This is a genomic window from Burkholderia sp. AU45274 (assembly GCF_030482505.1).
Taxonomy (GTDB): Bacteria; Pseudomonadota; Gammaproteobacteria; order Burkholderiales; family Burkholderiaceae; genus Burkholderia.
This window is the reverse complement of sequence record NZ_JAUJQE010000007.1, coordinates 365416-391212: the sequence shown is the minus strand read 5'-3', so window position 1 is coordinate 391212 and position 25797 is coordinate 365416. Positions and strand designations below refer to the sequence as shown.

Here is a 25797-nt window from a genome sequence, read left to right as displayed (position 1 = left end):
CTGCATCTGAACTGCAGCGCTCTTTGTCTTTGCGGCGACGGCCGTTGCAGCGTTACTGCTGCACGGCCGGAGCGCTCGCAGGCGTCGCTGGTGCGGCCGCCGATGCCGCAGCCGGTGCAGCGGCCGAAGCAGCAGCAGGCGCACTCGCCGGCATCGCGTTGTCCGCGCCCGGATCGTCGTACTGCGGCAATCCCGGCGTGGCCGGTGCGTTGTTCGGCGTGGCGCCCGATGCGCCGCCCGCATCGCCCGGATCCTCGTAGTTCGGCAACCCCGGCACGGCAGGCGTTCCGGCCGGCACGGCGCCCGATTCACCCGGTTCGTTGTAGGTCGGCACCGTGGCCGACGACGACTGGCTGCGATACGTCAGCGACTTGCGCTGCTGCAGATACGCGTCGCGCACGAACGAATACGGATCGAGCGCGGCCTGCTTCAGCAGGTCGGTCGCGCCGAGCAGGTCCGAACGCGCGCTGATGAACTGCGCGATGTACATCGGGTTGCGCGCGGCCGGCTCGATGTAGTTCAGCAGGTTGAAGCGCACGTCCACCGCGCGGCCGACGCCGTCGCGGATCGTGCTCGGCCCGAACACGGGCAGCACGAGATACGGGCCGGACGGCATGCCCCAGCGCGCCATCGTCAGCCCGAAATCCTGGTGGTGCTTCGGCAACCCGGCCGGTGTCGCGATGTCGATCAGGCCGGCGACGCCGAACAGCGAGTTCATCGCCACGCGCATCAGATCCTGCGTCGCATCGGTGATGCGCAACTGCAGCAGGTTGTTGGCCATGTTGCCGAGATCGCCGAGGTTCGAGAAGAAGTTGCTGATCGCGGTGCGCACGGGCGTCGGCGTGACCTTCTGGTACCCCTTCGCGATCGGCTGGGCGATGTTCGTGTCGACGGTGTCGTTGAACTTGTACATCGCCCGGTTCATCGGCTCGAGCGGGTCGTTGGGGTTGCGGTTCGGTCCCGTCGCGCAGCCGGTCAGCGCCGCGCTGGCGGCAACGGTCGCCGCAATGATTCGCACCTTATTCATTGATTCCTTGCGATTGGTTCTTGGCGCGTTTGACGCGCGGTTTGCCCATCAGGACGGGCTGGAACACCACGGCGCCTATCAGCGTGCAGGTCAGGGCCAGCGCGAGCAGCTTGCCCATGCTCGACGTGCCCGGGTGGTGCGACAGCCACAGGCTGCCGAATGCGGTCGCCGTCGTCGCGGCGCTGAACAGGACGGCATGCGTGAGGCTCGAGTGCAGCAACCCGGTTTGCCCCGCGCGCCACGCCATCACGAAATACACCTTGAACGCGACGCCGACGCCGAGCATCAGCGGCAGCGCGATGATGTTCGCGAAGTTGAGCGACATGCCGAGCACGACGCACAGCTCGAGCGTCACGACGCCCGACACGAGCAGCGGCACCAGCGTGCGCAGCACGTCGCCGAAGCGGCGCAGCGTGACCCACAGCAGGACCGTGATCGAGATGATCGACCACAGCGCCGCATGCAGGAACGCGTTGATGATCGTGTCGGCCGAATGCAGGATCGAGATCGGCCCGCCGGTCGTGCCGGGTTCCGCGGCTTTCACAGCCTTCGCGAAGCGGCGCAGCATCGTGTCGTCGCCCGGGTCGACGCCCTTCGGCACCTTCGGCGAGATCTGCACGAGCGCATGGCCGTCCGGCGCGACCCAGTCACGCACGAGCTGCGGCGGCAGCGATTCGCGCGTGACGTCCTGCGGCTGCAGCAGCGACGCGAGCTGGTTGAGCGCGATGCGCAGCGTATCGGAGAACGCGCGTTCGGCGCGGTCGCGCGTCGCGGCATCCGCGGCGGCGAGCTTCGCGAGCGACGCCGACAGGTGCTGCGCGGCGGCCGCGCCCGGGCCCGGGTGATCTTCGGCCGCGTAGCTCAGCAGGTCCGACACGCGCTTGAGCGCGGCGACGCGCTGCGCGTCGGTCGCGGGCGGCGCGGGCGGCTGCGTCAGCGCGGGCAGCAGGTCGCTCGCGGCCGCGGCGATCGCCGCGCGCTTGGCCGGCTGGTCGGCGGGGATGAAGGTCGACAGCGTGGTCGTGCGGCCGACTTCGGGCAGCGCGTCGAGGCGCTTCGCGGCCGCATCGGCCTGCGCGAGCGACGGCGCGAGCAGCGTGACGTCGTTGACGGCGGCTTCCGGCGAATCCTTCAGGGCGAGCAGCGTCGCCATCGATTCGCTGTTCGGGTCCTTCAGGTGCAGCGGGTTGAAGTCGAAGCGCAGGAACGCGAGCAGCGGCAGCGCGCCGATCACGACCACGAGCGTGCCGATCAGGATCGGCTTGCGATGGCGGTCGAGGTAATCGTCGACCGGCGCGAGCCACGGGAAGCCCGGCGTCTTCGATTCGCCCGGCGGCGCGAACAGGCGCAGCAACGCGGGCAGCAGCGTGATCGTGGTGAGCAGCGCGACGAACATCCCGACGCCCGCGATCAGGCCGAGCTCGGACACGCCGCGATAGGCGGTGGGGATGAACGAGAAGAAGCTCGCCGCGACGGCCGCGGTGGCCAGCGCGAGCGGCATGCCCATCGAGTGCGCGGCGCCGATCAGCGCGTGGTCGATGCGCGGATCGCGGAAGCGCTCCTCGCGGTACTTCACGCCGTACTGGATCGAGAAATCGACGCCGAGGCCGACGAACAGCACCATGAACGCGACCGAGATCATGTTCAGCGAGCCGACCATCGCCAGGCCGAGCGCGGCGGTCACGACGAGGCCGACGAACAGCGTGACGAGCACCGAGCCGATCATCCGCTTCGAGCGCAGCGCGAGCCACAGGATCACGAGCACGGCGAGCAGCGTGAAGACGCCGTTGAGCGCCGCGCCGTCCTCGACCGACGCGAATTCGTCGTCGGCGAGCGGCTGTTCGCCGGTCAGGCGCACGACCGCGCCGTAGCGCTTCTCGAGGTCGATCGAACGGGCCGCGTCGCGGATCACCTGGCTGGTTTCCGCGCCGGCCTTCAGCGCGCCGTAGTTGACCACGGGCTGCACGGTGACGAACGCGCGCGCGGGCTGCCGCGCGGCATCGTTGTCGACCAGCGCGCGCCACGAGAACGCGGCCGGCTTGCCGGCCAGCACGTCGTCGACCGTCGCGGCGCTGCGGGCGAGCAGCTTCGCCATCGTCGGCAGCTTCACCTGGCCGGTCAGCAGCGGCTGGCCGAGCGTGGTGGAGAGCGTCGTGGCGAGCCCGGTCAGGCTCGGGTTCTTCGCGAGTTCGTTGACGAGCGGGCGCGCGCTCGCGAGCTGCGCGGTCGTATCGGTGACTTCCTGCGGCGACAGGAACAGCAGCCCGTTGTGCTCGAAGAACGGCCCGCCGCCGGGCTCGGCGACCTGGCCGATGCGGCCGGCGGCGGCATCCTTCTGCAGCGCGTCGGTCAGCGCCTGCGCGGCGGCATTCGCGAATTCGGGCGCGGGTGCCTCGACGACCGCGAGGATCGTGCCGTTGCGTTGCGGGAACGCTGTGTCGACGGCGTGGCCGAGCGCGGCAAATTGCGGTTCCGCATCGACGAGCTTGCTGATGTCGGTGTTGATCTTGAAATGCTGCGCGACATAGACGCCGCTGAGCGCGGCGATGACGAGCGACAGCACGACGACCCAGACGGGCCGGCGTACCGACCATGCAACGAGTCGGACGATGAGAGATGTCACCATGTGGCGGTGGGGAGCGGCTGGAAAGGGCAAAGTAGCCAAGTATACCGGCGCAGCGTGGCGGCGGTCGTGACGTTGGGGGTTACGAGAACGGAAGGAGATTTGTTCGCGACGGCGGAATCGATGCCGGTGGCCGGCCGGTTTGTAAGGGGATATTTACATAAACGGCGCCGCGCTGCTTCGACGCGCCGCCGCGAGCCTGTGACAAAGGATCTGAAAGGTAACAGTCGGTCACGGCGGCGCACCGAGGCGTCGGGCCCGGTATACTTTGCTCCGTCGGCCGGTGCAATGAACCGGTCGTTTTTTCTCATCGAGCGATATTCGTATGAAACGTCATCTGTTTGCTTTCGTCGCGGCGGCCGCCGTGTCGGTTTCCGCTTTCGCGCAGAGCGCGCCGGTCGATATCGTCCGCAACGCGGTCGAGGGCACCGTCAACGCGATGAAGGCCGATCCGGCCGCACGCGGCGGTGACATGGCGAAGGTCTCGGCAGTCGTCGAGCAGCGCTTCCTGCCCGCGACCAACTTCGAGCGCACGACCCGCATCGCGGTCGGTGACGCGTGGAAGCAGGCCACGCCGCAACAGCAGCAGGAGCTGTACAAGCAGTTCAGGCTGCTGATGACGCGCACCTACGCCGCGTCGCTCGCGCAGCTCGGCAGCCAGGACGCGAAGTTCTCGTTCAAGGCGGGCGGCGCGTCGGGCGCCGACGCGCTCGTCCAGTCGACGGTCACGACGCCGGGCGACAGCCAGTCGGTCGGCTATCGTCTCGGCAAGGTCGGCAACGACTGGAAGATCTACGACATCGACATGTCGGGCGCGTGGCTGATCCAGGTCTACCAGGGCCAGTTCAAGAGCCAGCTCGCATCGGGCGGCATCGATGGCCTGATCGCATATCTGCAGAAGCACAATTCGCGGACGAACTGACGGCCGCTGAGCGATCCGGATTCCGGATGCACGAAGGGCGCCCTCGGGCGCCCTTTTTCATGGCTGTGCGCTGGCGGCGCGTTACGCGCCGACGCCGAGCATCCGCAGGCAATCGTCGACCACCGCATCGACGAACGCGGCACGATCCGCTTCCGGCGCCGCGATGATGTGATCGGTCGCACCATGCACGCCCGCATAGATCAGCAGCGCGGTGACCTGCGGGTGCACGAGCCGCCAGGTGCCGGCCCGCGCGCCGCCGTCGAGAATCGCGCCGAGCTGGTCGAGGATCGCGTTCTTGTCGGCATTCGCGCGATCGTGGTGATGGTGGTTCGTGTAGACGATGTCGTGCGTGCGGTAGGTCGCCGCGTAGGTTTCGATGTTGGCGCGGATCCACGCGCGCAGGCGCGCGAGCCAGTCGTCGGCGTCGCACGCGTCCACCGCGTGCTGCAAACGGTCGAGGAACGACGCCGTGTAGCGCTGCGCGAGCGCGGCGAGCATGTCGGACTTCGATTCGAAGTAGTGATAGAACGTGCCTTTCGCGACCTGCGCGTGCTCGACGATCTCGCTGATGGTCGTCGCTTCCACGCCCTGCGCGAGGAACAGCGTCTCGGCCGCCGCCATCAGTTCCTCGAGGCGCACTTCCGCCGGCTTCGTGCGCGGCTTGCCTGCCGGCGTGTCGTGTTTCACTGTCCTGAGTCCTGCCTTGGTCCTGTCCGTCATCGCGCGGCTCGACCCCCGTTCATGCAAAGCCCGCAGTTTAGGCCAGCGTCCTGCTCACGGCCAACGCAATCCATTGACCGACGGTCGGTCGATATATATGATGAGAATCATTCTCATCTCGATGCCCGTCAAGGGCTGACCACCATGCCTCGCTACCGTCGCGCCGCACTCGTCCTGGCCGCCTGTCTCGGCACCTTTCTCGCCACGCTCGACATCAGCATCGTCAACGTCGCGTTGCCGACGCTGCAGACGGCGCTCGATACCGATATCGGCGGCCTCCAGTGGGTCGTCAATGCGTATGCGCTGGCGCTGTCCGCGTTCATGCTGTCGGCCGGGCCGCTCGGCGATCGCTACGGGCACAAGCGTGTTTGGCTCGCCAGCGTCGTCCTGTTCACGGTGGGATCGGTGGTCTGCGCATGCGCAGGCAGCATCGAGCCGCTGCTGATCGGGCGAGCGATCCAGGGGCTTGCCGGTGCGTTGCTGATACCGGGCGCGATGCCGATCCTCACGCATGCGTTTCCCGATGCGCGCGAGCGTGCTCGCGCGATCGGCGGGTGGTCCGCGTTTAGTGCGCTCGCGCTGATCCTCGGGCCGCTGGTGGGCGGCCTGCTCGTCGAGCATGGCGGATGGCAGAACATCTTCCTCGTCAACGTGCCGATCGGCATCGTGACCGTGCTGCTCGGCGCATGGGGCATTCCGGAGCGCCGGCATCCGCAGCATGCGGCGTTCGATCCGCTCGGCCAGGCATTGAGCGTGATCTGGCTCGGGTTGCTCACGTACGGGCTGATCGGCATCGGCGAAGCCGGCGCGTGGCACGCGAAAGTGCTCGCGCCGCTGGCGGGCGCCGCGGTGGCGTTCGTCGTGTTCGTGCGAGTCGAGACGCGTGTCGAGCGGCCGCTGCTGCCGGTCTGGCTGTTTCGCGACCGGCGGCTGGTGCGCGCCAATCTCGCGTCGTTCGTGCTCGGGTTCTCGGGGTACAGCAGCCTGTTCTTCCTGTCGCTGTTCCTGCAGCAGGCGCAGGGGCGCACGCCTGCCGAGGCCGGCTGGCAACTGATGCCGCAGTTCGTGATGACGGCGATCACGTCGATGCTGTTCGGGCGCATCGCGGCGCGTATTCCGTTGCATGCGCTGATGGTGGCCGGGTACGGCCTGATCGGCGCGATGCTCGCGGTCATGGCCGGCTTCGGTGCGGGCACGCCATATGGGCCGGTCGGTGTCGCGCTGGCGGTGCTCGGCGTCGGCATGGGGCTCGCGGTGCCCGCGACCGGCATGACCGTGATGGAACTGGCGCCGGCCGAACGCGCGGGCATGGCGTCGGCGACGATGAACGCGTTGCGCCAGACGGGGATGAGCATGGGCATCGCGGTGCTCGGCAGCATGATGAGCGTCGGTGCGCTGCACCGGATGACGGCCGCGATGCTGGTGGCCGGCAGCGCGCAAGCGGATACGCTCGCGCGACAGGCGGTGATGGAGCATGTGTTTGCGGCAGGGCAGCCGGCGCTGCTCGGTGCGTATCGGGATGCGATGGCGCACGGGTTTTCGATCGCGGTTTTGTGTTCCGGGATCCTTAGTATTGTGGTTGCGGCGATGCTGATGGTGCGGCGTGAAACGGAGAAGCAGCCGGGACGCGCGGCGGCGTGCGTGACGTCGTCACAGCCGGAGTGATGTGGCGTGCCGGCAGATCGAGCCTGTCGCAGCGGATCGAGGCGTCAGCTGAATGGCCCTACCGTCGCCGATGCTCGACCGCGAACTTGATCAGCTCGGCCTGCCCTTCTATCTCCAGCTTGCGCTTCAGATTGAGCCGGTGCGTCTCGACCGTGCGCACCGACAGCCCCGTCTGCTGCGCGATCTGCTTGCTCGACAGCCCTTCCGCCAGCGCGTCGAGGATGTCGCGTTCGCGCGGCGTCAACCGGTCGAGCGGCGACGCGGTCGCGCTCGCGTGGATCATCCGCGCGGCGAGCCCCTCGCTGAAGAACGTCTGGCCGGCCAGCACCGCGCCGATCGCACGCACGATCTCGCTCGCGGGCGAATCCTTCAGCAGGTAGCCGCTCGCGCCGGCACGCACGGCCTGCGTCACGTATTCGATGTTGTCGTGCATCGACAGCATCAGCACGCGGATGCCCGGAAAGCGCTCGTGGAACACGCCCGCGAGCGTGATGCCGTTCATCCCGTTCATGCCGACGTCCATCAGCGCGAGATCGGGTTCGAGCGACGCGGCAAGCGCGAGCGCCTCGTCGGCGTTGCCGGCTTCGCCGACCACGGACAGGTCGGCCGCTTCGAGCCGCATCCGCAAGCCGTCGCGCACGAGCGGGTGATCGTCGACGAGCAGCAGTCGGGCGACGGGCCGGGCAGTGTCGGGGGCGCTCATGCGTGAAAGTCTCCTGTGATGGGGCGCGTCATGACGCGGCGTCGGGCAGCGGCACGCGCGCGGCGACGATCGTGTGGCCGACCTGCGACGTGATCGTCAGCATGCCGCCGAGCGCGTCGAGGCGCTCGCGCATGTTGCGCAGGCCGATGCCGCGGCGCGCGTCGGCCTGCGAGCGTTCGGCGTCGAAGCCGCAGCCGTTGTCGGCGATGGTCAGCACGACGGATTGCGCACCGACGTCGAGCGTGACGGCCGCGCGCGACGCCTGCGCATGATGCACGATGTTGCTGAGCGCTTCCTGGGCGATCCGGAACAGCGCGGTGTTGACGGCTTCGGGCAGGGGCTGGGCGCCGCTGTGCGCGACCTGCGTATAGCCGATGTCGATGCCGCTTTCGGCGCCGAGCTCGCGCACCAGTTGCTCGAGCGCGGCCGCGAGGCCGAGGTCGTCGAGCATGGACGGACGCAACGCATGCGAGATGCGCCGCACTTCGCGCAGCGTGTCGCCGAGCCGTCCGACGCCCGATGCCAGCGCCTGCTCGGCTTCGGGCAGGCGGGCCGTGCCGCGTTCGAAGCGGGCGAGCGCGGATTCGAGCATCAGCTTCGCGGACACCATCATCTGGCTGATCCCGTCATGCAGCTCGCGCGACAGCCGCGCCCGCTCCTGCTCCTGCGATTCGACGACACGCTGCGCGAGCAGCTTGAGCTTCGCGTCGGCGCTGCGCGACTCGCTGACGTTCAGCACCAGCGCGCACACGACGATCGCCGCCGCGCCGGTGAGCGCGATCGCGGTCAGCCAGCTCATCGTGCGCTCGATGTTCGCGGACGCGCGTGCGTCGATGCGCTGCAGCGCGGTGTCGACGTCGTCGAGATAGATGCCGGTGCCGACCATCCAGCCCCAGCGCTCGAGCGCGACGACGTAGCCGAGCTTCGGCGCGACGCGGCCCGTCGACGGCCGTTGCCATGCGTAGCGCACGTAGCCGCCGCCGCTCGACGCCGCGCCGATCAGCTTCTGGATCGTCAGCGCGCCCTGCGGGTCGCGCATCGACCAGTAGTTATGGCCGACGCGCTCCGGCTCGCGCGGATGCATCAGCGAATTGCCATGCAGGTCGTACACGAAGAAATAGCCGTCGGGGCCGAAATCCATCTTCTGCAGCATCGCGAGCGCCTGCGTGCGCAGCAGCGCGTCGTCGCGCGCGTTGCGGCCGCTCGCGTCGTAGAGCGGCATGATCGCGCTCGTCGCCAGCTCGACGTAGTGCTTCAGCTCGACTTCCTTGCTCGACAGGTACGCGGCCTGGATCGTCGCGTGCTGCGTGCGCGCGAGGGACGTCGCCTGCTGGCGCACGCCGAAGCCGATGCCGGCGATCGCGAGCAGGAACGGCACGATGGCCAGAAGGAAGATCTTTGCCTTGAGTCTCATGGTGGTGCGAAGCGGACGTGCACCCGCGCGGGCCGGCCGGGTGCGTCAGCCGTGCGGCGGCATGTCGAGGCGACATTGTCGGCGATTTTGCGCACGGGCGGCCCGGCGGCCGCCCGGCCCTTGCTCGGCCCTTGCTCGGCCATCGCTCGGCCATCGCTCGGCCATCGCTCGGCGGCGGGGCGCGTCCGGCCGTTCAGGCCTGCCGCGCCGCGAGGCCGCCGGAAGCGGCCGGGTGCACGACGATGCGGTTGCGCCCGCCTTCCTTCGCGCGATACAGCGCGTCGTCGGCCAGCTTCAGCGCGCCCTGCATGTCGTCGTCGTGTTCCGGATAGCTGGTCGTCACGCCGATGCTCACCGTCAGGCGGCCGGCGGTACCGGCGTCGTGCCGGATGCCGAGATCGAGGATGCCGGTGCGGATCGTCTCGGCGATCGTCATCGCGCCGTCCGTGTCGATGTCGGGCAGCACCACGACGAATTCCTCGCCGCCGTAGCGCGCCGCGTAATCGGCCGGGCGGCGCAGGCAACCGGCGATGCAGTGGCCGACCGCGGCAAGCGCGTCGTCGCCGGCCTGGTGCCCTTGCGTGTCGTTGTAGCGCTTGAAGTAATCGACGTCGATGAACAGCAGCGACAGCGCGTGCTGCGAGCGCGCGGCACGGCGCCATTCGCGCGCGAGCGTGACGTCGAGCATCCGGCGGTTGTCGAGACCCGTGAGGCCGTCGGTGCGCGCGAGCGCCTGCAGTTCGGTTTCCGCGCGATGGCGCTTGCGCAGCTGCACGTCCAGCAGCAGCGACAGGCCGACGAAGCCGATCGCGAGCGCGACCATCGCGGAGCCGATCGGAATCGCACGGTCGTACCACGCGGCGTAGGTATCGGCTTCCGAGCGCGCGACCATGATGATGAGCGGCAGGTTCTCGAGGTGCCGGAACACGTACAGGCGCCGCACGCCGTCGATCGACGCGGTGTCGGCGAAGCTGCCTTCATTGGCGGTCATGAACCGCCGGAACGTGCTGGCGTGGCTGATGTCGCGGCCGACGATCTTCGGGTCGTACGGCTCGCGCGCGAGCATCCTGCCGTCCGTGTTGATCAGCGCGATCGAGCCGCGATCGCCCAGCGACAGGCGCGAGAACAGGTTCTGGAAATATTCGAGCCGGATCGACATCACGGCGACGCCGCCGAACGTGCCGTCGGGCTTCGTGATCCGCCGGCTGAGCGCGATGCTCGGCGAGCCGCCGCGCATCCGCGAGTGATACGGCGGGCTGACGTACAGGCCGGCGTCGGGGTGATCGCGGTGCACGACGAAGTACGGCTCGTTGCTGAAGTTGGCCTTGCGCGGCACGTCGCTCTTGCCGTCGACCTCGATGTCGCCCTTCGCGTCGAGCACGTAGATCCCGCCGAGGTACTTGGCGGTCGTCGCACGGTCGAACAGCACCTGGCGGCGCAGCGGCATTGGCAGCTTGACGACCTCGGGGTCGTTCTCCCCCTCGACGACGGCCTGCAGCGACAGCGAATAGATCTCGATATTGCGCTCGATGTCCCACGACGCCATCAGCGCCAGGTTCTGCTGCATCGCGATCGAGCGTTCGCGTGCATCGATGCGGCCTTCGTACAGCACGATCCCGCACAGGAGCAGCAGGACCAGCGCGATCAGCAGCCCGGTATAGAAGATCAGGTGGGGCAGCAGGAACCGGCGCAGATGAACGGCGACACGGCTCGTCAGGCCGGATTCGCTGGGCATTGCGTAGTCGGTTTCTGCCATGGTCGGTGGATCGGTGGGCATTGCCGCCGGGAGGCGGGCCGATGCGATTGTTCGTATGACGTGTCGGCGGCGATCCGTTACGCGACCATTCCGACGCCTTCCTGCCGGCCGGCGGGGAAAATGGACGCCGATTATCGGTAATCGCGGCCAGATATACCGGTAAATCAAGCATTCACTGGTGACATCTGCGCCGATTCAACGATCCGACGAATCGGGTAACGCGAATTCAACGGAGTATAACGCGCGCGTCCGCGTGCGCGGAAAATGTTGGGGGCCATTGATCCGGATCAAATTTCAGTGAATTCCCGGGCTGGTGAATATCGGGCAGCGCGTTTCAGCGCAAGGCTTTGCGGCATGTCGCCGCCGTTTCCATCCGGTGAGCGACACACGCAGGCGAAAAATGAAGGCATGCGATATGTGCCGATTATTCGTTTCAACGGCCGGGCGAACGCGAAAATGAAAACGGGCGGCCGTGGCGGCCGCCCGTTTCGTGAAGCACGCCTACGCTTAACCGCCGTGCCGTTGCGCCTTGAACGCGAGGCGGAACCGGTGCAGCAGCGGCTCGGTATAGCCGCTCGGCTGCGACGTGCCCTGCAGCGCGAGCGCGCACGCGGCCTTGAACGCGGTCGACTGGTCGTAGCCGGGCGCCATCGGGCGATAGTTCGGGTCGCCGGCGTTCTGCTGGTCGACGACGCGTGCCATCCGCTTGAACACGTCGAGCACGAACGCCTCGGTGATCACGCCGTGGCGCAGCCAGTTCGCGATGTGCTGGCTCGAGATGCGCAGCGTCGCACGGTCTTCCATCAGGCCGACGTCATGGATGTCGGGCACCTTCGAGCAGCCGACGCCCTGTTCGACCCAGCGCACGACGTAGCCCAGGATGCCCTGCGCGTTGTTCTCGACTTCGCTCAGGATCTCGGCCTCGCTCCACGCGGCGCGTTCGACGACCGGCACGGTCAGCAGGCCTTCGAGCAGCGCGTCGCGTTCGCTTGCGTACGGCGTCTTCTCGAGTTCCTGCTGGACGGCCTGCACGTCGACGAGGTGGTAGTGCAGCGCGTGGAGCGTCGCGGCGGTCGGCGACGGCACCCATGCGGTGTTCGCGCCGGCGCGCGGATGCGCGATCTTCTGCTCGAGCATCGCGTGCATCAGGTCCGGCATCGCCCACATGCCCTTGCCGATCTGCGCGCGGCCGCGCAGGCCGGCCGACAGCCCGGCGAGCACGTTGTTGCGCTCGTACGACTGGATCCACGCCGACGACTTCATGTCGCCCTTGCGGATCATCGGGCCAGCTTCCATCGCGGTGTGCATCTCGTCGCCGGTGCGATCGAGGAAGCCGGTGTTGATGAACGCCACGCGTGCGGCGGCCGCGGCGATACATGCGGCGAGGTTCACGCTGGTGCGGCGCTCCTCGTCCATGATGCCCATCTTCAGCGTGTTGCGCGGCAGGTTGTACAGATCCTCGATGCGCGCGAACAGCGTATCGGCGAACGCGACTTCGACCGGGCCGTGCATCTTCGGCTTCACGATGTAGATCGAGCCGGTGCGCGAGTTGCGCTTCGCCTTCAGGTCGTGCAGCGAGCACAGCACCGTGACGACGCCGTCGAGGATCCCTTCCGGAATCTCGTTGCCGTCGCGGTCGAGCACCGCGCCGTTGGTCATCAGGTGGCCGACGTTGCGCACGAACAGCAGCGAGCGGCCGTGCAGCGACAGCGTGCCGCCGGCGGGCGTGGTGTACTCGCGATCGGCGTTCAGGCGGCGCGTGAAGGTCTTGCCGCCCTTCGCGACTTCCTCGACCAGCGTGCCCTGCATCAGGCCGAGCCAGTTGCGGTAGAGCTGGACCTTGTCTTCCGCGTCCACCGCCGCGACCGAATCCTCGCAGTCGATGATCGTGCTGACCGCGGCTTCGAGCACGACGTCCTTCACGTGCGCGAGATCGGCACGGCCGATCGGCGTCGACGCGTCGATCTGGATCTCGAGGTGCAGGCCGTTGTGCTTCAGCAGGATCGCGGACGGCGCGTCGGCCGCGCCCTGGTAGCCGACGAACTGCGCCGGCTGCGCGAGGCCCACGACGCCCTTCGCGGTTTCGACGGCGAGCTGGCCGTCCTGTACGCGATAGCGCAGCGCGTCGCGATGCGAGCCGCTCGCGAGCGGCGCCGCGTTGTCGAGCACGTTGCGCGCGTAGTCGATCACGCGCTGGCCGCGCGTCGGGTTGTAGGCCGTGGTGCGTTCGGCGCCGCCGTCTTCAGGCAGCGCATCGGTGCCGTACAGCGCGTCGTACAGGCTGCCCCAGCGGGCGTTCGCGGCGTTCAGCGCATAGCGTGCGTTCGACAGCGGCACGACGAGCTGCGGGCCGGCCTGCGTGGCGATCTCGCTGTCGACGTTCGCGGTGGCTGCCGCGACGTTCGACGGGACCGGCACGAGGTAGCCGATCTGTTCGAGGAACGCGCGATACGCGGCGTGGTCGCGCACGGGGCCGGGGTGCGCACGGTGCCAGGTGTCGAGTTCCTGCTGCAGGCGGTCGCGTTCCGCGAGCAGCTCGCGGTTACGCGGCGCCAGGTCGTGCACCAGGGCCGAGAAACCGCTCCAGAACGCGGCCTTGTCGATGCCGGTGCCCGGCAGCGCTTCGTTTTCAATGAACTGGCTCAGCGCTGGCGCGACTTGCAGTCCTGCTTGGTCGATCATCGTTAATCCTCCCGGGGAAAAAATCGCGCGCGGCTTTGGCTGGTTACGCTGCGACGCTTTGTGTGCCGGCGCGGGCGATCTGCGCGTCCTGTTCGGACTTTACGCCAGACACGCCGATCGCGCCCGCGATCCGGCCGCCGACCGTGACCGGCACGCCGCCTTCGAGCAACCCCGTCAGCGGCGCGCTGAGAAACGCGGTGCGGCCACCGTTGATCATATCCTCATACGCCTTCGTCTCGCGCCGCCCGAGCGCCGCCGCGCGCGCCTTGTCCTGCGCGATATACGTGCTGGCCGGCGATGCACCGTCCAGGCGCGCAAAGGCGAGCAGGTGGCCGCCGTCGTCGACGACGGCGATCGACACGGCCCAGCCGTGGTGCTCCGCTTCCGCGCGGGCGGCGGCGAGCATGCGGTCGGCATCGGCGAGTTCGAGTTCGGGTTTCGTCTGCATGGCAATCCTCCGGAATCCGGTCAGTTGACGAGATGGTTGTCGACGAGCTCGATCCAGTGACGCACGGGCGTGCGGCCCGCGCCGTTCAGGTGAGTCTGGCAGCCGACGTTGGCCGTGACAATCAGGTCCGGCCGCGCGGCCTCGAGCGCGTCGAGCCGGTTGTCGCGCAGTTTCGTCGCGAGTTCGGGCTGTGTCAGCGAATACGTGCCGGCCGAGCCGCAGCACAGATGGCCGTCGGTGACATTCGTCAGATCGAAGCCGAGCCGCGTCAGGATGCGCTCGACCGCGCCGCCGAGGCGCTGCGCGTGCTGCAGCGTGCACGGGCAATGTACCGCGATGCGGCGTGGCGTCGACCCGGCCAGCGCGTCGAGCGGCTCGGCCGCGATCACCTCGGCCAGATCGCGTGCGAGCGCGCTGACGCGCTGCGCCTTCTCCGCATAGACGGGGTCGGAGCGCAGCAGGTCGCCGTATTCCTTGACGAATGCGCCGCAGCCGCTCGCCGTCAGCACGATCGCTTCCGCGCCGGCTTCGATCGCGGGCCACCAGGCGTCGATGTTGCGGCGTGCGCGGGCGAGGCCGGCCTCCTGCGCGTTCAGGTGATATTCGGTCGCGCCGCAGCAGCCGGCTTCGCGCGCGGGGCTCACGCTGATGCCGAGCCGGTCGAGCACGCGCGCGGCCGCCGCATTGGTGTTCGGCGACAGCGACGGCTGCACGCAGCCCTCGAGCATCAGCACGCGCCGCGCATGGTGCACGGGCGGGCGCGGTGCGGCCGCGGGGACGGCGGCCGGGATCTTGTCCTGCAGCGTGCCGGGCAGCAGCGGGCGCAGCGCGCGGCCGGCCTTCAGCAACGCGGCGAACGTCGCCGGGCGCGGCACGACATGCCGTAGCCCCGCACGCAGCAGGCGTTCGCGCGCGGGCCGCTGCGCGCGCTTCTCGGCTTCCGCGCGGCCGATGTCGAGCAGCGTGTGATAGCGCACGCCGGACGGGCAGGTCGTCTCGCAGTTGCGGCATGTCAGGCAGCGGTCGAGATGCTGCTGCGTGCGCTCGCCGCACGGCTCGCCTTCGAGCAGCTGCTTGATCAGGTAGATGCGCCCGCGCGGCCCGTCGAGCTCGTTGCCGAGCACCTGGTAGGTCGGGCAGGTCGCGTTGCAGAAGCCGCAGTGCACGCACGCGCGCAGGATCGCTTCCGCTTCGTCGGCCCGGGCGAGGGCCTTGCTTGCTTCGCTGAGATTGGTTTGCATCGGCGGGTCGGGATCGGGTTCGCGTCAGAAGTCGGCGTACAGGCGGCCGGGATTGAAAATCGCATGCGGGTCGAGCTGCGCCTTGAGCTGCCGGTGCACGCGCAGCAGCGCGGGCGGCAGCGGCTGGAACGGCTCGCGCGTCGTGCCCGGTGTGAAGCAGGTCGCGTGGCCGCCCCATTGCGCGGCGAACCGCTGCACGTCGGCCGGTGCGGTATCGCTCTTCAGCCAGCGCTGTGCGCCGCCCCAGTCGACGAGCTGCGCGCCGGGCAGTGCATCGAGCGGTGCTGAGGCCGGCGCCGACACGCGCCACAGCGGGCGCGGATCGTCGAAGAACGGCAGCGCCAGGTCGCGCAGCCGAGCCCAGAACGCATCGTCGCGATCGTCCATGCGTTCGCCGCCGATCGTGTCGCGTGCGGCTTTCACCGAACCCTCGCCGCCTTCGATCCGCACGCGCAGCACGCCGTCCGCATGGCATGCGCCGGCGAGCGGCAGCCCCGCGCGACGCCAGGCGGCGACGCGCGGCATGGCTTCGTCCACCGCAAGCTGTAACGCGAGATCGCCCGTCGCGCGCGGCTTCGGCAGCACCTTCAACGACACCTCGGTCACGACGCCGACACAGCCGAAGCTGCCCGCGAGCAGTCGCGATACGTCGTAGCCCGCGACGTTCTTCATCACCTCGCCGCCGAAGCGCAGGTGCTTCGCGTGGCCGGTGATCACGCGGCAGCCGAGCACGAAGTCGCGCACCGCGCCGGCCCACGGGCGGCGCGGGCCCGACAGCGCCGCCGCGAACATGCCGCCGACCGTTGCCGAGCCGCCGAACGTCGGCGGCTCGCACGGCAGCATCTGGCCGGCCGCGTCGAGCATTGCTTCGAGCTCGGCGAGCGGCGTACCCGCGCGCGCGGTGACGACGAGTTCGGTCGGGTCGTACGAGACGACGCCGCGATGCGTGCGCACGTCGAGCGTGCGGCCTTCGACGGGGCGGCCGAGGAACACCTTCGTGCCGGCGCCGCGGATGTGCAGCGGCTGGCGATCGTGGATCGCCGCGTCGATCTGCGCGACGAGCGCCGCGCTATCGTCGATCGATTCGATTTCGCGTCGCATCAGAAGCGCTCCAGTTCGGGAAACGGCAGCTTGCCGTGATGGACGTGCATCGCGCCGAATTCGGCGCAGCGGTGCAGCGTCGGAATGTTCTTGCCGGGATTGAGCAGGCCTTGCGGATCGAACGCGGCTTTCACCGCGTGGAAGAACGTGATCTCGTCGGCGTTGAACTGCACGCACATCTGGTTGATCTTCTCGCGGCCGACGCCGTGGTCGCCCGTGATGCTGCCGCCCGCCGCGACGCACAGCTCGAGGATCTTGCCGCCGAGCGCTTCCGCGCGGTCGAGCTCGCCGGGCCGGTTTGCGTCGAACAGGATCAGCGGGTGCATGTTGCCGTCGCCCGCGTGGAACACGTTCGCGACCGGCAGCCCGTATTCGGCGGACAGCGCGGCGATGCCTTCGAGCACACGCGGCAGTTCGCGGCGCGGGATCGTGCCGTCCATGCAGTAGTAGTCCGGCGACATGCGGCCGACTGCCGGGAATGCGTTCTTGCGGCCGGCCCAGAAGCGCTGGCGCTCGGCTTCGTCGCGTGCGACGCGGATCTCGGTCGCGCCCGCGTCGCGCAGCAGCGTGGCGACGCGTTCGGCGTCTTCGTCGACGTCGGTCGGCGAGCCGTCGAGCTCGCACAGCAGGATGGCCTGTGCGTCGACCGGGTAGCCCGCGTGGATGAAATCCTCGGCCGCGCGGATCGCGAGGTTGTCCATCATCTCGAGGCCGCCGGGGATCACCCCCGCGCCGATGATTCGCGCGACTGCCGCGCCGGCTTCGGCGACGTCGTCGAAGCTCGCCATCAGCACCTTCACGCTCGGCGGCTTCGGCAGCAGCTTCACGGTGACTTCCGTGACGATGCCGAGCATCCCTTCCGAGCCGGTGAACAACGCGAGCAGGTCGAAGCCGGGCGCGTCGAGCGCGTCGGCGCCGAGCGTGAGCGTATCGCCGTCGATCGTCAGGATCTCGACCTTCAGGATGTTGTGCACCGTGAGGCCGTATTTCAGGCAGTGCACGCCGCCCGCGTTTTCGGCGACGTTGCCGCCGATCGAGCAGGCGATCTGCGACGACGGATCGGGTGCGTAGTAGAGACCGTGTGGTGCGGCCGCCTGCGAGATCGCGAGGTTGCGCACGCCGGGTTGCACGCGCGCGATGCCGGCATCGGGGTCGATGTCGAGAATCCTGTTGAACTTCGCCATCACGAGCAGCAGACCTTTCTCGAGCGGCATCGCGCCGCCCGACAGCCCGGTGCCCGCGCCGCGCGCGACCACCGGCACGCCGAGCGCGGCCGCGACGCGCAGCACCGCGCGCACCTGCTCGACCGTGTCGGGCAGCACGACCGCGAGCGGCACCGTGCGGTATGCGGCGAGGCCGTCGCATTCGAACGGCTTGAGCGCCTCGCGTTCGTGCAGCACGTCGAGGCCGGGCGCCGCCGCATGCAGCGCGGCGACGAGTGTGTCGCGGCCGACGGTCGCGAGTGGGCCGTCGATCCGTTCGTCGTAGATGAAACTCATCGGGGTTGTCTCCGTCTCCTTCATGCGGCGGCCTCGCGATGGGCGGTGCGCCGGATGGACGGGATTCTTGGCGGGCGGCGCGCGTGTGTCCAGACGTGGCGAAGGTGGTCATACCAGTTTTTATGAGGCGGCCGGAAATATGCTGTATCGGTCGCCATAAAACTGAATGGCTAAAAGGGTTTGTGGGAAAATCGCCGATATCCTTCCGGAGTGGTCATACCAGTATGGAAACGCAGGATCGAGTGGGCCCGGCGCGGAACGTGGCCGACGTCGTTGCCGAGCGCATCGAGCAGCTGATCGTCGACGGCGTGCTGAAGGCCGGGCAGGCATTGCCGTCCGAACGGCGGCTGACCGAGAAGCTCGGCGTGTCGCGCACGGCCGTGCGCGAAGGGATGAAGCTGCTGCGTGCGCGGGGGATCATCGACACCACGCACGGCAAGGGCTCGTTCGTGGCGAGCCTGACCCCGCAACGCGAGATCACGCCGATGATGCATCTGCTCGGCTCGCAGCCGCGCACGCTGTACGACCTGTTCGAGGTGCGCGGGATGCTCGAGACGGAGGCCGCGCGGCTCGCGGCGCTGCGCGGGACGCCGGCCGATTTCATCCTGATCAAGCGTCGCTATGAAGAGATGACCGCGGCCGACGCGCAGGATCTCGACCCGGCCGCGCGCGCGAAGCTCGATCACGCGTTTCATCTGGCGATCTGTGAGGCTTCGCATAACCCGGTGCTGGTGAATACGCTGCAGTCGTTGACGGATTTGTTGCTGAGTTCGGTGTTTGCGTCGGTGAACAATCTCTATCACCGCGAGCCGTTGAAAAAGCAGATCGATCGGCAGCATGCGCGGCTCTATAACGCGGTGACGGGGCGGCTGCCCGATCAGGCGCGCAAGGCGGCGAGCGAGCATATCCGGCAATGCGTCGAGTATCTGCGCGAGATCGAGCAGGAGGAGCAGCGGCTGGTACGGTCGACGTTGAGGCTCGAAGGGTGGACGTGAGGTCGGCTATGCGTGGCGGTGTGTCTTGATGCGCATCACGCACAGTGGGTCGGCTGCAGACGCGTGTCACAGGGCTATGTCAGACTTGTGAGCCATTCTTCGTGTGGTCTCGCTGTTGTCTATCGTGATGCGTGGACGCTGTCGTGAGCGCAGTGCCTGACGGAATCACGCCGGGCGAACCGGTGCGCCACGCTTCCTGAACGGAGGACATCGCATGTCGAACCGGACCCACGACGACGGGCACGACGCCCGCCCCGCCAAAGCAGCGGAAGAATTCGCTGATGCGCAGCGCGACGCGTTGCTCACGTTGCTGAATGAGCTGCTGGAAGCCGAGCGCGCAGGTGCGCGGGTTGCGTCGGAGACCGTGGTGGAAATCGACGATCCCGAACTTCATCGGCTCGTGGCGAGTATTCGGCAGGATGAGGCGCACTGGTGTGCGGTACTGGTCGATGCGATTCGGTCGCTCGATGCGACGCCGACGCATGCTACTGGGGCGTTTTATGAGAAGGCGATGGCGATTGATGGTCTGCCGGAGCGGCTGGCGTTCTTGAATCGTGGACAGCGATGGGTTGTACGGAAGCTGCAGGCGTTACTGCCGACGCTTGCAGAGCCGGATATGCACCATGCGCTCACGCAGATGCTCGTGGCGCATGAGAAGAATATTGGGTCGGTTGACGCATTGCTGCGGCTCAAGGGGCGCGGATCGACGGGTTGAATCCGCAACCCTGAACAGCAACTCGAATGTTCTTGAAGCGGTCGCTGGATCCAACCAGAGGATCTGGCTTGGACTCGCGACCGGAATGTCATTCGAAATCGATCCTCAAGGCACTCTCGTCGACGTATTGCAGCTTCAAATCAACCAGGACCGCACTAGACAGTGCGATCGCCAACGCGATCTTCAGTTCTCGCGTGACACCGTTGAGATGAAAGGAAAACTCCCATCCCGGCACCGCATCGATCCAGGACACAAATAGATCATCGCCGTCGGGCTGCCAAAACTGAACGTTCTTTATTCCACCTGTCGCTCCTTCATCGACGATCTTGGCGCGGGATACTGCCATCTGCCGACCCTCATCGGTCCAATGAGTTATCTGACCGCTATCAGGATTGGCAAGCAGAAATCCGAGAGGTTGGACCAACGTCTCGACAAAACGAAAAGCTTCCGGAAATGGATTTTTCAGCAATACGACCAAGATAGGTTTTGCCATTGCGCCTGCGAACCCGAGTGTTGGATGTCTGCCGCTATCGTGACAAGACCTCGGTCGATTGTCGACGATTTCGATGATGGCGTCGAACGACCGTTTGGGGCCGTCCTGCGACCGCGTGCAATGGTCAGGAAGCGGTCACAGCTGAAGCCAGTCCGCGCGGCCGATGCCATAGACTTCCTCGCATTCGTCGTATATCTCGTCGAGTGAAAGAAATAAATGATCCGACGTCGGAAATGGCGCGTCCAGGGATTCGTACCGCATCAGTAGAAAGACGTCGTCGTCGAGTTGTTCGATCGCGACTTTCACGGTCGTGCCGTCGCTTTCGCCTCGATCATCAAGGGATTTTCGTGTCGGCGCCCAAATCAGCATAGGTGGCTCGTGTCCGTTGTACGTTGTGTCGTCAGGTGTGTCGAACAGGGTTGTTGGCCCGCGCCCCGGGATTGTCGACGATCGAAGCCACCGTGTCGAACACTTCGAACCTGCCGAAGGCGGCCATCGTGTATCGTGCTTCGCCGCTCTACGACAGCTCAAAAAAAAAGCCCGCCGAAGCGGGCAACCTCACGATGCGGAGGGGGAGATACGAATAAGCGTGGCCGCGTGCTTAACCTTTGGTCGCACCAAACGTCAGCCCTGCCACGAAATGCTTCTGCATCGCGAAGAACATCGCGACGGACGGCAACGCCGCCAGAATCGACCCGGCCGAGACGAGATTCCAAGACGTCGTCCATTGCCCCTTCAACGCGGCCACGCCTGCCGTGATCGGCGCGGCTTCATCCCCTTGCGTGAGACACAGCGCCCAGAAGTAGTCATTCCACACGAACGTAAAAACGAGAATCGCGAGCGCGGCCAGCGCGGGCCGAATCAACGGCAGCACGATCCGGTAAAACACCGTCCATTCCCCCGCCCCTTCGATCCTTGCCGCTTCGATCAACTCGAACGGCAACTGCTTGATGAAGTTGCGCAGGAACAGCGTGCAGAATCCGGTCTGGAACGCGACATGAAACAGAATCAGCGCCTCGACCGTATTGAACACGCCGAGCCGCAGCGACAAGTCCCGCACCGGAATCATCAACACCTGCACGGGCACGAAATTACCGGCGACGAACGTCCCGAACAGCGCCGTACTCCCGCGAAACTTGTAGGTCGCGAGCGCGAATCCGGCCATCGCCGCCAGCGCAATCGACCCGACAACGGAAGGCACCGTAATCTGCACGCTGTTCCAGAAGTAATGCAGCATCGGCGACGTCGTCAGCGCGTCGCGATAGTTCTCGATCATCGAGAAGTGCCGTGGCCAGCCCCAGTAGTGGCCTTCGACCAGTTCCTCGGTCGAGCGCACCGACGTGACGAACACGGCGATCATCGGCAGCAGCCAGATCAGCAGCGCAACCGGCAGCGACAACTTGTACAGCCTGCGCGAGACAGGCTTCCATTGGGCAACGGGAGTCGGAAACATGATGGCCACCGGTCAGGTTATTGCTCGTTGCGCAGCAGGCGGCGCAACTGGAACACGATGTAGACGAGCATGATCGCGAACAGCACGACCGCAATCGACGCGGAATAGCCGAGCCGGTAGTACTTGATCGCCTGGTCGTACATGTAATACGCGAGCACGGTCGAGCTCTCGAACGGGCCGCCGCTCGTCATCACCGAGATCAGGTCGAAGCTGCGCAGCGCGCCGATCACCGTGACGACGATCGCCATGAAGGTGGTCGGCCGCAGTTGCGGCAGCACGACGTGCCACAGCAGCGCGAAGCCGCGCGCGCCTTCCATCCGGGCGGCTTCGATCTGTTCCGGGTTGAGCGACGTGAGGCCGGTGAGGTACAGGATCATGCAGTACGCGGTCTGCGGCCACAGCGCGGCGAACACGATGCCGAACGTCGCGTAGCGCGCGTCGCCGAGCACCGGGATGCCGTGCCCGGCGATCAGCGCGAGCAGCCCGAACGTCGGATCGTAGAACCACGAGAAGATCAGCCCGACGACCACGCCGGACAGCACGAACGGCGCGAAGAACAGCGACTTCACGAGCCGGATGCCGGCCACCGCCTGGTTCAGGTACAACGCGAGCGCGAGGCCGAGCGGCGGCGCGAGCATGAAGAGCGCGAGCCAGATCACGTTGTTGCGCAGCGCGGTGTAGAACGTCGGCGCATGCAGCAGCTCCGCGTAGTTCGCGAGCCCGACGAAGGTGCGCTCGGTCATCCCGTCCCAGTTGTACAGGCTCAGCCACAGCGTCGACAGGATCGGCCAGATCACATAGACGGCCACCATCGCGCAGGCCGGCGCGAGAAAGAGCCATGCAGCGCGCTGTTGGCGCCGCACGGCAGGTGACGGGCGACGTGCGGGCATCGCGGTGGCGGCGGATGCGCCGCGCGGCGGCGGCGCGGCGCCCGCGCCGGCGGGCGGGGGGGACGTGATCGGACTGGACACGGCAAGCCTCCTGAACGGGCACGGCGGCACGAGGCCGCCGGTTGGGTCACACGGTCACTTCTTGTAGATGCGCTTGCGGGTCTGTTCGAGTTGCGCGAGCACCGTATCGAGCTGCGCGGGATTCGCGACGAACTGCTGCATGCCCTTCATCCCCTCGTCGGCCATTTCCTTCGTCATGTCGCGGTCGTAGAACTGCGCGACGCCGCCCTTCGTATCGGCAAGGATCCGGAAGCCGATACGCGAGATCGGATCGGCCGGCTCCGGCGACTTGCTGTTGGCCGACAGCGAGCCGAGCCCTTCCGCGAGCTTCGCGCCCATCTCGGGCGTTTCGACGAACGCGAGGAACGTGTGCGCGTCGGCCTTGTTCTTCGCCTTCGTCGGGATGTGCAGCGATTCGACCGGGCCGTCCTCGGCGGTCGGCACCTTCGGGTCGATGATCGGGAAGCGGTAGTAGCCCATTTCCTGCTTCACGTTCGGTGGAAAGCCCGCCGCGATGAAGGTGCCCATCAGCATCATCGCGGCCTTGCCCTGGAACAGGAACGGCTGCGCGCCGTCGAGATCGTAGGACAGCGCGTTGTCGATGAAGTAGCCCGCGTCGATCAGCGATTTCCACGTCGTGTAGACCTTCTTCACGCGCGGGTCGGTGTACGGCACGTCGCCGGCCATCAGCTGCTGGTGGAACACGTTGCCGTTCACGCGCAGGTCGAGATAGTCGAACCAGCCGGCGAGCGTCCATGCGTCGCGGCCGCCGACCGCGATCGGCGTGATGCCGGCCGCTTTCAGCTTCTTGCACGCGTCGAGAAACTGGTCCCACGTCTTCGGCTCGTCGGCGATGCCGACCTTGTGGAACAGGTCCTTGCGGTAGAACAGCCCCCACGAGTAGTAGACGGTCGGCGCCGCGTACTGCTTGCCGTTGTACGAGGATGCGTCGCGCGTCGACGCGTACATCGTGCCCCAGCCGTTCTTCGTCCAGTCGCCGCTCAGGTCCTCGAACAGCCCGCGCTTCGCGTAGTACGCCATCCGTTCGCCGGCGTGCCAGTTCACGACGTCCGGTGCGACGGTCGTGAGCCAGGCGGGGAGCTGCACCTTGTACGCTTCCTCGTCGACGAAGGTCGCCTTCACGTCGATGTCGGGATGCGCCTTGCGGAACGCGTCGAGCGTCGACTGCCAGACCGCGCGCTGGCTGGCGCCCTTGAACGCGATGTTGATCGTCAGCGTGCCGGCATCGGCGGGCGCCGTCATGCCGAGCGATGCCAATGCGACAGCGGCGGCCGTGGCGAGCCGGGCGGCGGTGCGAAGGGGGCGATGGGTCATGCGTGTCTCCAGTCCTGGGTGTCGTTGTGCGTGACCGGCGCGTCGTGGCGCCGGTCGCGGTTGCTACGAACGGCTTCGATACACGGCCACGTCTTGCGGCCCGACTTGCGCGGCGCCGAGCACGAACGCGGACGGCGGCACCGCGTCGATCGTGTGCGGCGCGTCGCCATAGTTGAAAACGTAGGTCAGGCCGCCGCGCCGGCTCACGCGTATGCCGTCGCCGAGCGGCGCGGGCGCGAGGCCGGCTTCGGCCGTGACATCGGCGAACAGCCGGGTGGTGGTCGCGTCGTCGAACAGCGCGGCCCAGTAGTGCAGCGTGCCGTGCGATACCCACGCCGGGTGGCCGTCGGCGAAGCGTGCACGCACGACGCTGTGCGTATCGTCGTGCAGCTCGACGAAGTCGCGCCAGTGGCGTGCGTTGCCTGCGAGCGGCGTGCCGTCGCGCAGCGTGCCGTCGATCCGCTCGGTCATGTTCGGCCGCAGCGATTCGACGCGCCACACGCGCACCGGCAGGATCGACGCCAGCGGGCCGGGCGGCAGCGTCGGCGGGATCTGCAGGTCGACGGTCTTCGAACCGGTGCGCGGGCCGAGCACGACATGCGCGCCGGAGGCGGCGAGCCGCGCGGCGAAATCGTTCGGCACGACCGGCAGCGGCGGCACGACGACGAGGCGGTAGCCGTCGAGCGGTGCGTGCGCGGAAACGATGTCGACGTCGAGGCCGAGCGAGCGCAGCGCCGAGTAGTACTCGAACGCGAAGCGCGGGTAATGGAAATCGGCGCCCTGCGGCTGCACTTCGAACAGCCACTTCGCTTCGTAATCGAAGACCAGCGCGACGGGGGCGCGTACGGCGCCGTCCGCATCCGCGCCGGCGTCGTGCACAGTCGCTATCTCGTGCGCGACGCGCTGCGCCTCGCGGCCGCCTTCGTCGAGCTTGTCATCGGGGGTATGCAGGCCCGCATGCATCTGCTCCTGCGCGAACGGCGCCTGCCGCCAGCGGAAGTACGACACGCAGCCGGCGCCGTGCGCGAATGCTTCCCAGCTCCACAGGCGCACCATGCCCGGCAGCGGCGCGGGGTTCCACTGCGCCCAGTTCACGGGCCCGGGCTGCTGCTCCATCACCCAGAACGGCAGCTTCGACATGCCGCGATAGAGGTCGTGATTGAACGACGCGAAGTCGGGATGCCCGGTGCGCAGCCAACGCGCCTTCACGTCGGGCGCGAACCATTGCTCCTCGAGCGCGCCGAGCGGATAGCTGTCCCAGGTCGCGATGTCGAGGTCGCGCGCGACTTCGTAGTGATCAAACTCGGTGAACAGCTGCATGAAGTTGTGCGCGACGCGGCGGCCCGGCGAATGCGCGCGGATCACGTCGACCTGCATCCGGTGATAGCGCGCGACTTCGTCCGACGCGAAGCGCCGGTAGTCGAGGCGATGCGACGGGTGGGCCTCGGTCACGGTGCCGACCGGTGCGTCGACCTCGTCGAAATGGCGATACTCCATGCTCCAGAACACGGTGCCCCACGCGCGGTTCAGCGCGTCGATCGTGCCGTAGCGCGCTTTCAGCCATTCGCGGAAGCGCACGAGCGCGGCGGGCGAGTAGCTGACGACCGTTTGATGGCAGCCCAGCTCGTTGTCGGTCTGCCAGTAGCGTACGGCCGGATGGCGGCCGTAGCGTTCGGCGACCGCGGTGCAGATCTGGCGCGACGCTTCGAGATAGGTCGGCGACGAGAAATCGTAGTGGCGGCGCGAGCCGAACGCGCGCGGCCGGCCGTCCGCGCCGATCGCGAGGATGTCGGGGTGGCGATCGACCAGCCATTTCGGCGGCGTCGCGGTTGGCGTGCACATCACGATCTCAAGGCCGGCCGCGCCGAGCACGTCGACCGCGCGATCGAGCCAGCCCCAGTCGTATTCGCCCGGCGAAGGCTCGATGCGGCTCCACGCGAATTCGGCGATCCGCACTTGCTCGATGCCGAGCGCTTTCATCCGGCGGGCATCGTCGGCCCACATCGTTTCCGGCCAGTGTTCCGGGTAGTAACAGACTCCGAGGCGCATGCCCGA

General features: G+C 67.5%; 20 protein-coding genes and 1 pseudogene. 4 read left to right on the top strand and 17 right to left on the bottom strand.

All coding sequences use genetic code 11. From position 1 onward, the window contains the following. Nucleotides 1-52: 52 nt before the first annotated feature. Together QZM35_RS25800 and QZM35_RS25795 are read right to left on the bottom strand one after the other, a co-directional pair. The gene (locus QZM35_RS25800; protein ID WP_301777056.1) at nucleotides 53-1027 is read right to left on the bottom strand and encodes a VacJ family lipoprotein; all 975 of its coding nucleotides are present in this window, start codon (nucleotides 1025-1027) and stop codon (nucleotides 53-55) included. Next, on the bottom strand, nucleotides 1020-3653 hold the full coding sequence (locus QZM35_RS25795; RefSeq protein WP_089433544.1) for an MMPL family transporter: 2634 nt from the start codon (nucleotides 3651-3653) through the stop codon (nucleotides 1020-1022). Before QZM35_RS25795 ends, QZM35_RS25800 begins: the two co-directional genes overlap by 8 nt. A 322-nt stretch (nucleotides 3654-3975) precedes the next feature. Between QZM35_RS25795 and QZM35_RS25790 the strand changes: the two genes are divergently transcribed. Next, complete coding sequence (locus QZM35_RS25790; RefSeq protein WP_089428733.1) at nucleotides 3976-4572, top strand: phospholipid-binding protein MlaC; 597 nt, start codon at nucleotides 3976-3978, stop codon at nucleotides 4570-4572. Nucleotides 4573-4653: 81 nt separating this feature from the next. Here QZM35_RS25790 and QZM35_RS25785 read toward each other — a convergent pair whose 3' ends face one another. Next, nucleotides 4654-5292, bottom strand: coding sequence for a TetR/AcrR family transcriptional regulator (locus QZM35_RS25785; protein WP_089428734.1), 639 nt, complete (start codon nucleotides 5290-5292; stop codon nucleotides 4654-4656). 144 nt (nucleotides 5293-5436) lie between these two features. Between QZM35_RS25785 and QZM35_RS25780 the strand changes: the two genes are divergently transcribed. Continuing rightward, a complete protein-coding gene (locus QZM35_RS25780; RefSeq protein WP_301777055.1) occupies nucleotides 5437-6957 on the top strand; it encodes an MFS transporter in 1521 nt (506 codons plus the stop codon). A gap of 58 nt (nucleotides 6958-7015) precedes the next feature. Here the strand turns inward: QZM35_RS25780 and QZM35_RS25775 are convergent, their stop codons facing one another. From QZM35_RS25775 to glcD, 8 genes are all read right to left on the bottom strand, one after another. Next, on the bottom strand, nucleotides 7016-7660 hold the full coding sequence (locus QZM35_RS25775) for a response regulator transcription factor (protein ID WP_043186307.1): 645 nt from the start codon (nucleotides 7658-7660) through the stop codon (nucleotides 7016-7018). A 28-nt stretch (nucleotides 7661-7688) separates the two neighbouring features. Then, entirely contained in the window at nucleotides 7689-9074 is a 1386-nt protein-coding gene (locus QZM35_RS25770; RefSeq protein ID WP_301777054.1) for a cache domain-containing protein, read from the bottom strand. A 193-nt stretch (nucleotides 9075-9267) separates the two neighbouring features. After that, nucleotides 9268-10830, bottom strand: a complete 1563-nt coding sequence (locus QZM35_RS25765) for a sensor domain-containing diguanylate cyclase (RefSeq protein WP_301777053.1) — start codon at nucleotides 10828-10830, stop codon at nucleotides 9268-9270. Nucleotides 10831-11337: 507 nt separating this feature from the next. After that, nucleotides 11338-13512, bottom strand: coding sequence for a malate synthase G (locus tag QZM35_RS25760; RefSeq protein WP_089433539.1), 2175 nt, complete (start codon nucleotides 13510-13512; stop codon nucleotides 11338-11340). A 43-nt stretch (nucleotides 13513-13555) separates the two neighbouring features. Beyond that, a complete protein-coding gene (locus QZM35_RS25755) occupies nucleotides 13556-13960 on the bottom strand; it encodes a heme-binding protein (protein ID WP_089428739.1) in 405 nt (134 codons plus the stop codon). A gap of 20 nt (nucleotides 13961-13980) precedes the next feature. Beyond that, nucleotides 13981-15201, bottom strand: coding sequence for a glycolate oxidase subunit GlcF (glcF, locus tag QZM35_RS25750; RefSeq protein WP_301777052.1), 1221 nt, complete (start codon nucleotides 15199-15201; stop codon nucleotides 13981-13983). A 24-nt stretch (nucleotides 15202-15225) separates the two neighbouring features. Continuing rightward, nucleotides 15226-16302 carry a glycolate oxidase subunit GlcE gene (gene glcE / locus QZM35_RS25745; RefSeq protein ID WP_301777051.1) on the bottom strand — a complete coding sequence of 359 codons (1077 nt, stop codon included), beginning with the start codon at nucleotides 16300-16302 and terminating at the stop codon, nucleotides 15226-15228. Continuing rightward, nucleotides 16302-17801, bottom strand: a complete 1500-nt coding sequence (gene glcD / locus QZM35_RS25740; RefSeq protein WP_301777050.1) for a glycolate oxidase subunit GlcD — start codon at nucleotides 17799-17801, stop codon at nucleotides 16302-16304. Before glcD ends, glcE begins: the two co-directional genes overlap by 1 nt. A gap of 224 nt (nucleotides 17802-18025) precedes the next feature. Here glcD and glcC point away from each other — a divergent pair, with 224 nt between their 5' ends. Further along, nucleotides 18026-18796 carry a transcriptional regulator GlcC gene (gene glcC / locus QZM35_RS25735; RefSeq protein WP_089428743.1) on the top strand — a complete coding sequence of 257 codons (771 nt, stop codon included), beginning with the start codon at nucleotides 18026-18028 and terminating at the stop codon, nucleotides 18794-18796. Between the two features lie 277 nt (nucleotides 18797-19073). Continuing rightward, nucleotides 19074-19511 (top strand): annotated as a pseudogene (locus tag QZM35_RS25730) (DUF6306 domain-containing protein); the annotation flags it as partial. An 88-nt stretch (nucleotides 19512-19599) separates the two neighbouring features. On the opposite strand, the gene QZM35_RS25725 reads toward QZM35_RS25730, so the two are convergent. From QZM35_RS25725 to QZM35_RS25700, 6 genes are all read right to left on the bottom strand, one after another. After that, nucleotides 19600-20004, bottom strand: coding sequence for a hypothetical protein (locus QZM35_RS25725; protein WP_301777048.1), 405 nt, complete (start codon nucleotides 20002-20004; stop codon nucleotides 19600-19602). Nucleotides 20005-20139: 135 nt separating this feature from the next. Then, a complete protein-coding gene (locus QZM35_RS25720; RefSeq protein WP_143329911.1) occupies nucleotides 20140-20373 on the bottom strand; it encodes a hypothetical protein in 234 nt (77 codons plus the stop codon). Between the two features lie 232 nt (nucleotides 20374-20605). Continuing rightward, nucleotides 20606-21457, bottom strand: coding sequence for a carbohydrate ABC transporter permease (locus tag QZM35_RS25715; RefSeq protein WP_046548796.1), 852 nt, complete (start codon nucleotides 21455-21457; stop codon nucleotides 20606-20608). 17 nt (nucleotides 21458-21474) lie between these two features. Further along, the gene (locus QZM35_RS25710) at nucleotides 21475-22428 is read right to left on the bottom strand and encodes a carbohydrate ABC transporter permease (RefSeq protein ID WP_089433533.1); all 954 of its coding nucleotides are present in this window, start codon (nucleotides 22426-22428) and stop codon (nucleotides 21475-21477) included. A gap of 54 nt (nucleotides 22429-22482) precedes the next feature. Next, nucleotides 22483-23742 (bottom strand): ABC transporter substrate-binding protein, encoded by a 1260-nt coding sequence (locus tag QZM35_RS25705; protein WP_089433532.1) that lies wholly within the window; start codon nucleotides 23740-23742, stop codon nucleotides 22483-22485. Nucleotides 23743-23805: 63 nt separating this feature from the next. Further along, nucleotides 23806-25791: a beta-galactosidase gene (locus QZM35_RS25700; protein ID WP_301777047.1), complete on the bottom strand. Its 1986-nt coding sequence runs from the start codon at nucleotides 25789-25791 to the stop codon at nucleotides 23806-23808. Nucleotides 25792-25797: the final 6 nt, after the last annotated feature.

What these genes read in the sequence shown, in the direction of transcription:
- QZM35_RS25760 (WP_089433539.1), bottom strand. Translation starts at nt 13,512, where the DNA reads ATGATCGACCAAGCAGGACTGCAAGTCGCGCCAGCGCTGAGCCAGTTC.
- QZM35_RS25785 (WP_089428734.1), bottom strand. Translation starts at nt 5,292, where the DNA reads ATGACGGACAGGACCAAGGCAGGACTCAGGACAGTGAAACACGACACG.
- glcC (WP_089428743.1), top strand. Translation starts at nt 18,026, where the DNA reads ATGGAAACGCAGGATCGAGTGGGCCCGGCGCGGAACGTGGCCGACGTC.
- QZM35_RS25765 (WP_301777053.1), bottom strand. Translation starts at nt 10,830, where the DNA reads ATGGCAGAAACCGACTACGCAATGCCCAGCGAATCCGGCCTGACGAGC.
- QZM35_RS25770 (WP_301777054.1), bottom strand. Translation starts at nt 9,074, where the DNA reads ATGAGACTCAAGGCAAAGATCTTCCTTCTGGCCATCGTGCCGTTCCTG.
- QZM35_RS25790 (WP_089428733.1), top strand. Translation starts at nt 3,976, where the DNA reads ATGAAACGTCATCTGTTTGCTTTCGTCGCGGCGGCCGCCGTGTCGGTT.
- QZM35_RS25725 (WP_301777048.1), bottom strand. Translation starts at nt 20,004, where the DNA reads ATGGCAAAACCTATCTTGGTCGTATTGCTGAAAAATCCATTTCCGGAA.
- QZM35_RS25775 (WP_043186307.1), bottom strand. Translation starts at nt 7,660, where the DNA reads ATGAGCGCCCCCGACACTGCCCGGCCCGTCGCCCGACTGCTGCTCGTC.
- QZM35_RS25755 (WP_089428739.1), bottom strand. Translation starts at nt 13,960, where the DNA reads ATGCAGACGAAACCCGAACTCGAACTCGCCGATGCCGACCGCATGCTC.
- QZM35_RS25780 (WP_301777055.1), top strand. Translation starts at nt 5,437, where the DNA reads ATGCCTCGCTACCGTCGCGCCGCACTCGTCCTGGCCGCCTGTCTCGGC.
- QZM35_RS25795 (WP_089433544.1), bottom strand. Translation starts at nt 3,653, where the DNA reads ATGGTGACATCTCTCATCGTCCGACTCGTTGCATGGTCGGTACGCCGG.
- QZM35_RS25800 (WP_301777056.1), bottom strand. Translation starts at nt 1,027, where the DNA reads ATGAATAAGGTGCGAATCATTGCGGCGACCGTTGCCGCCAGCGCGGCG.
- glcF (WP_301777052.1), bottom strand. Translation starts at nt 15,201, where the DNA reads ATGCAAACCAATCTCAGCGAAGCAAGCAAGGCCCTCGCCCGGGCCGAC.
- glcD (WP_301777050.1), bottom strand. Translation starts at nt 17,801, where the DNA reads ATGAGTTTCATCTACGACGAACGGATCGACGGCCCACTCGCGACCGTC.
- QZM35_RS25700 (WP_301777047.1), bottom strand. Translation starts at nt 25,791, where the DNA reads ATGCGCCTCGGAGTCTGTTACTACCCGGAACACTGGCCGGAAACGATG.
- glcE (WP_301777051.1), bottom strand. Translation starts at nt 16,302, where the DNA reads ATGCGACGCGAAATCGAATCGATCGACGATAGCGCGGCGCTCGTCGCG.
- QZM35_RS25720 (WP_143329911.1), bottom strand. Translation starts at nt 20,373, where the DNA reads ATGCTGATTTGGGCGCCGACACGAAAATCCCTTGATGATCGAGGCGAA.
- QZM35_RS25715 (WP_046548796.1), bottom strand. Translation starts at nt 21,457, where the DNA reads ATGTTTCCGACTCCCGTTGCCCAATGGAAGCCTGTCTCGCGCAGGCTG.
- QZM35_RS25705 (WP_089433532.1), bottom strand. Translation starts at nt 23,742, where the DNA reads ATGACCCATCGCCCCCTTCGCACCGCCGCCCGGCTCGCCACGGCCGCC.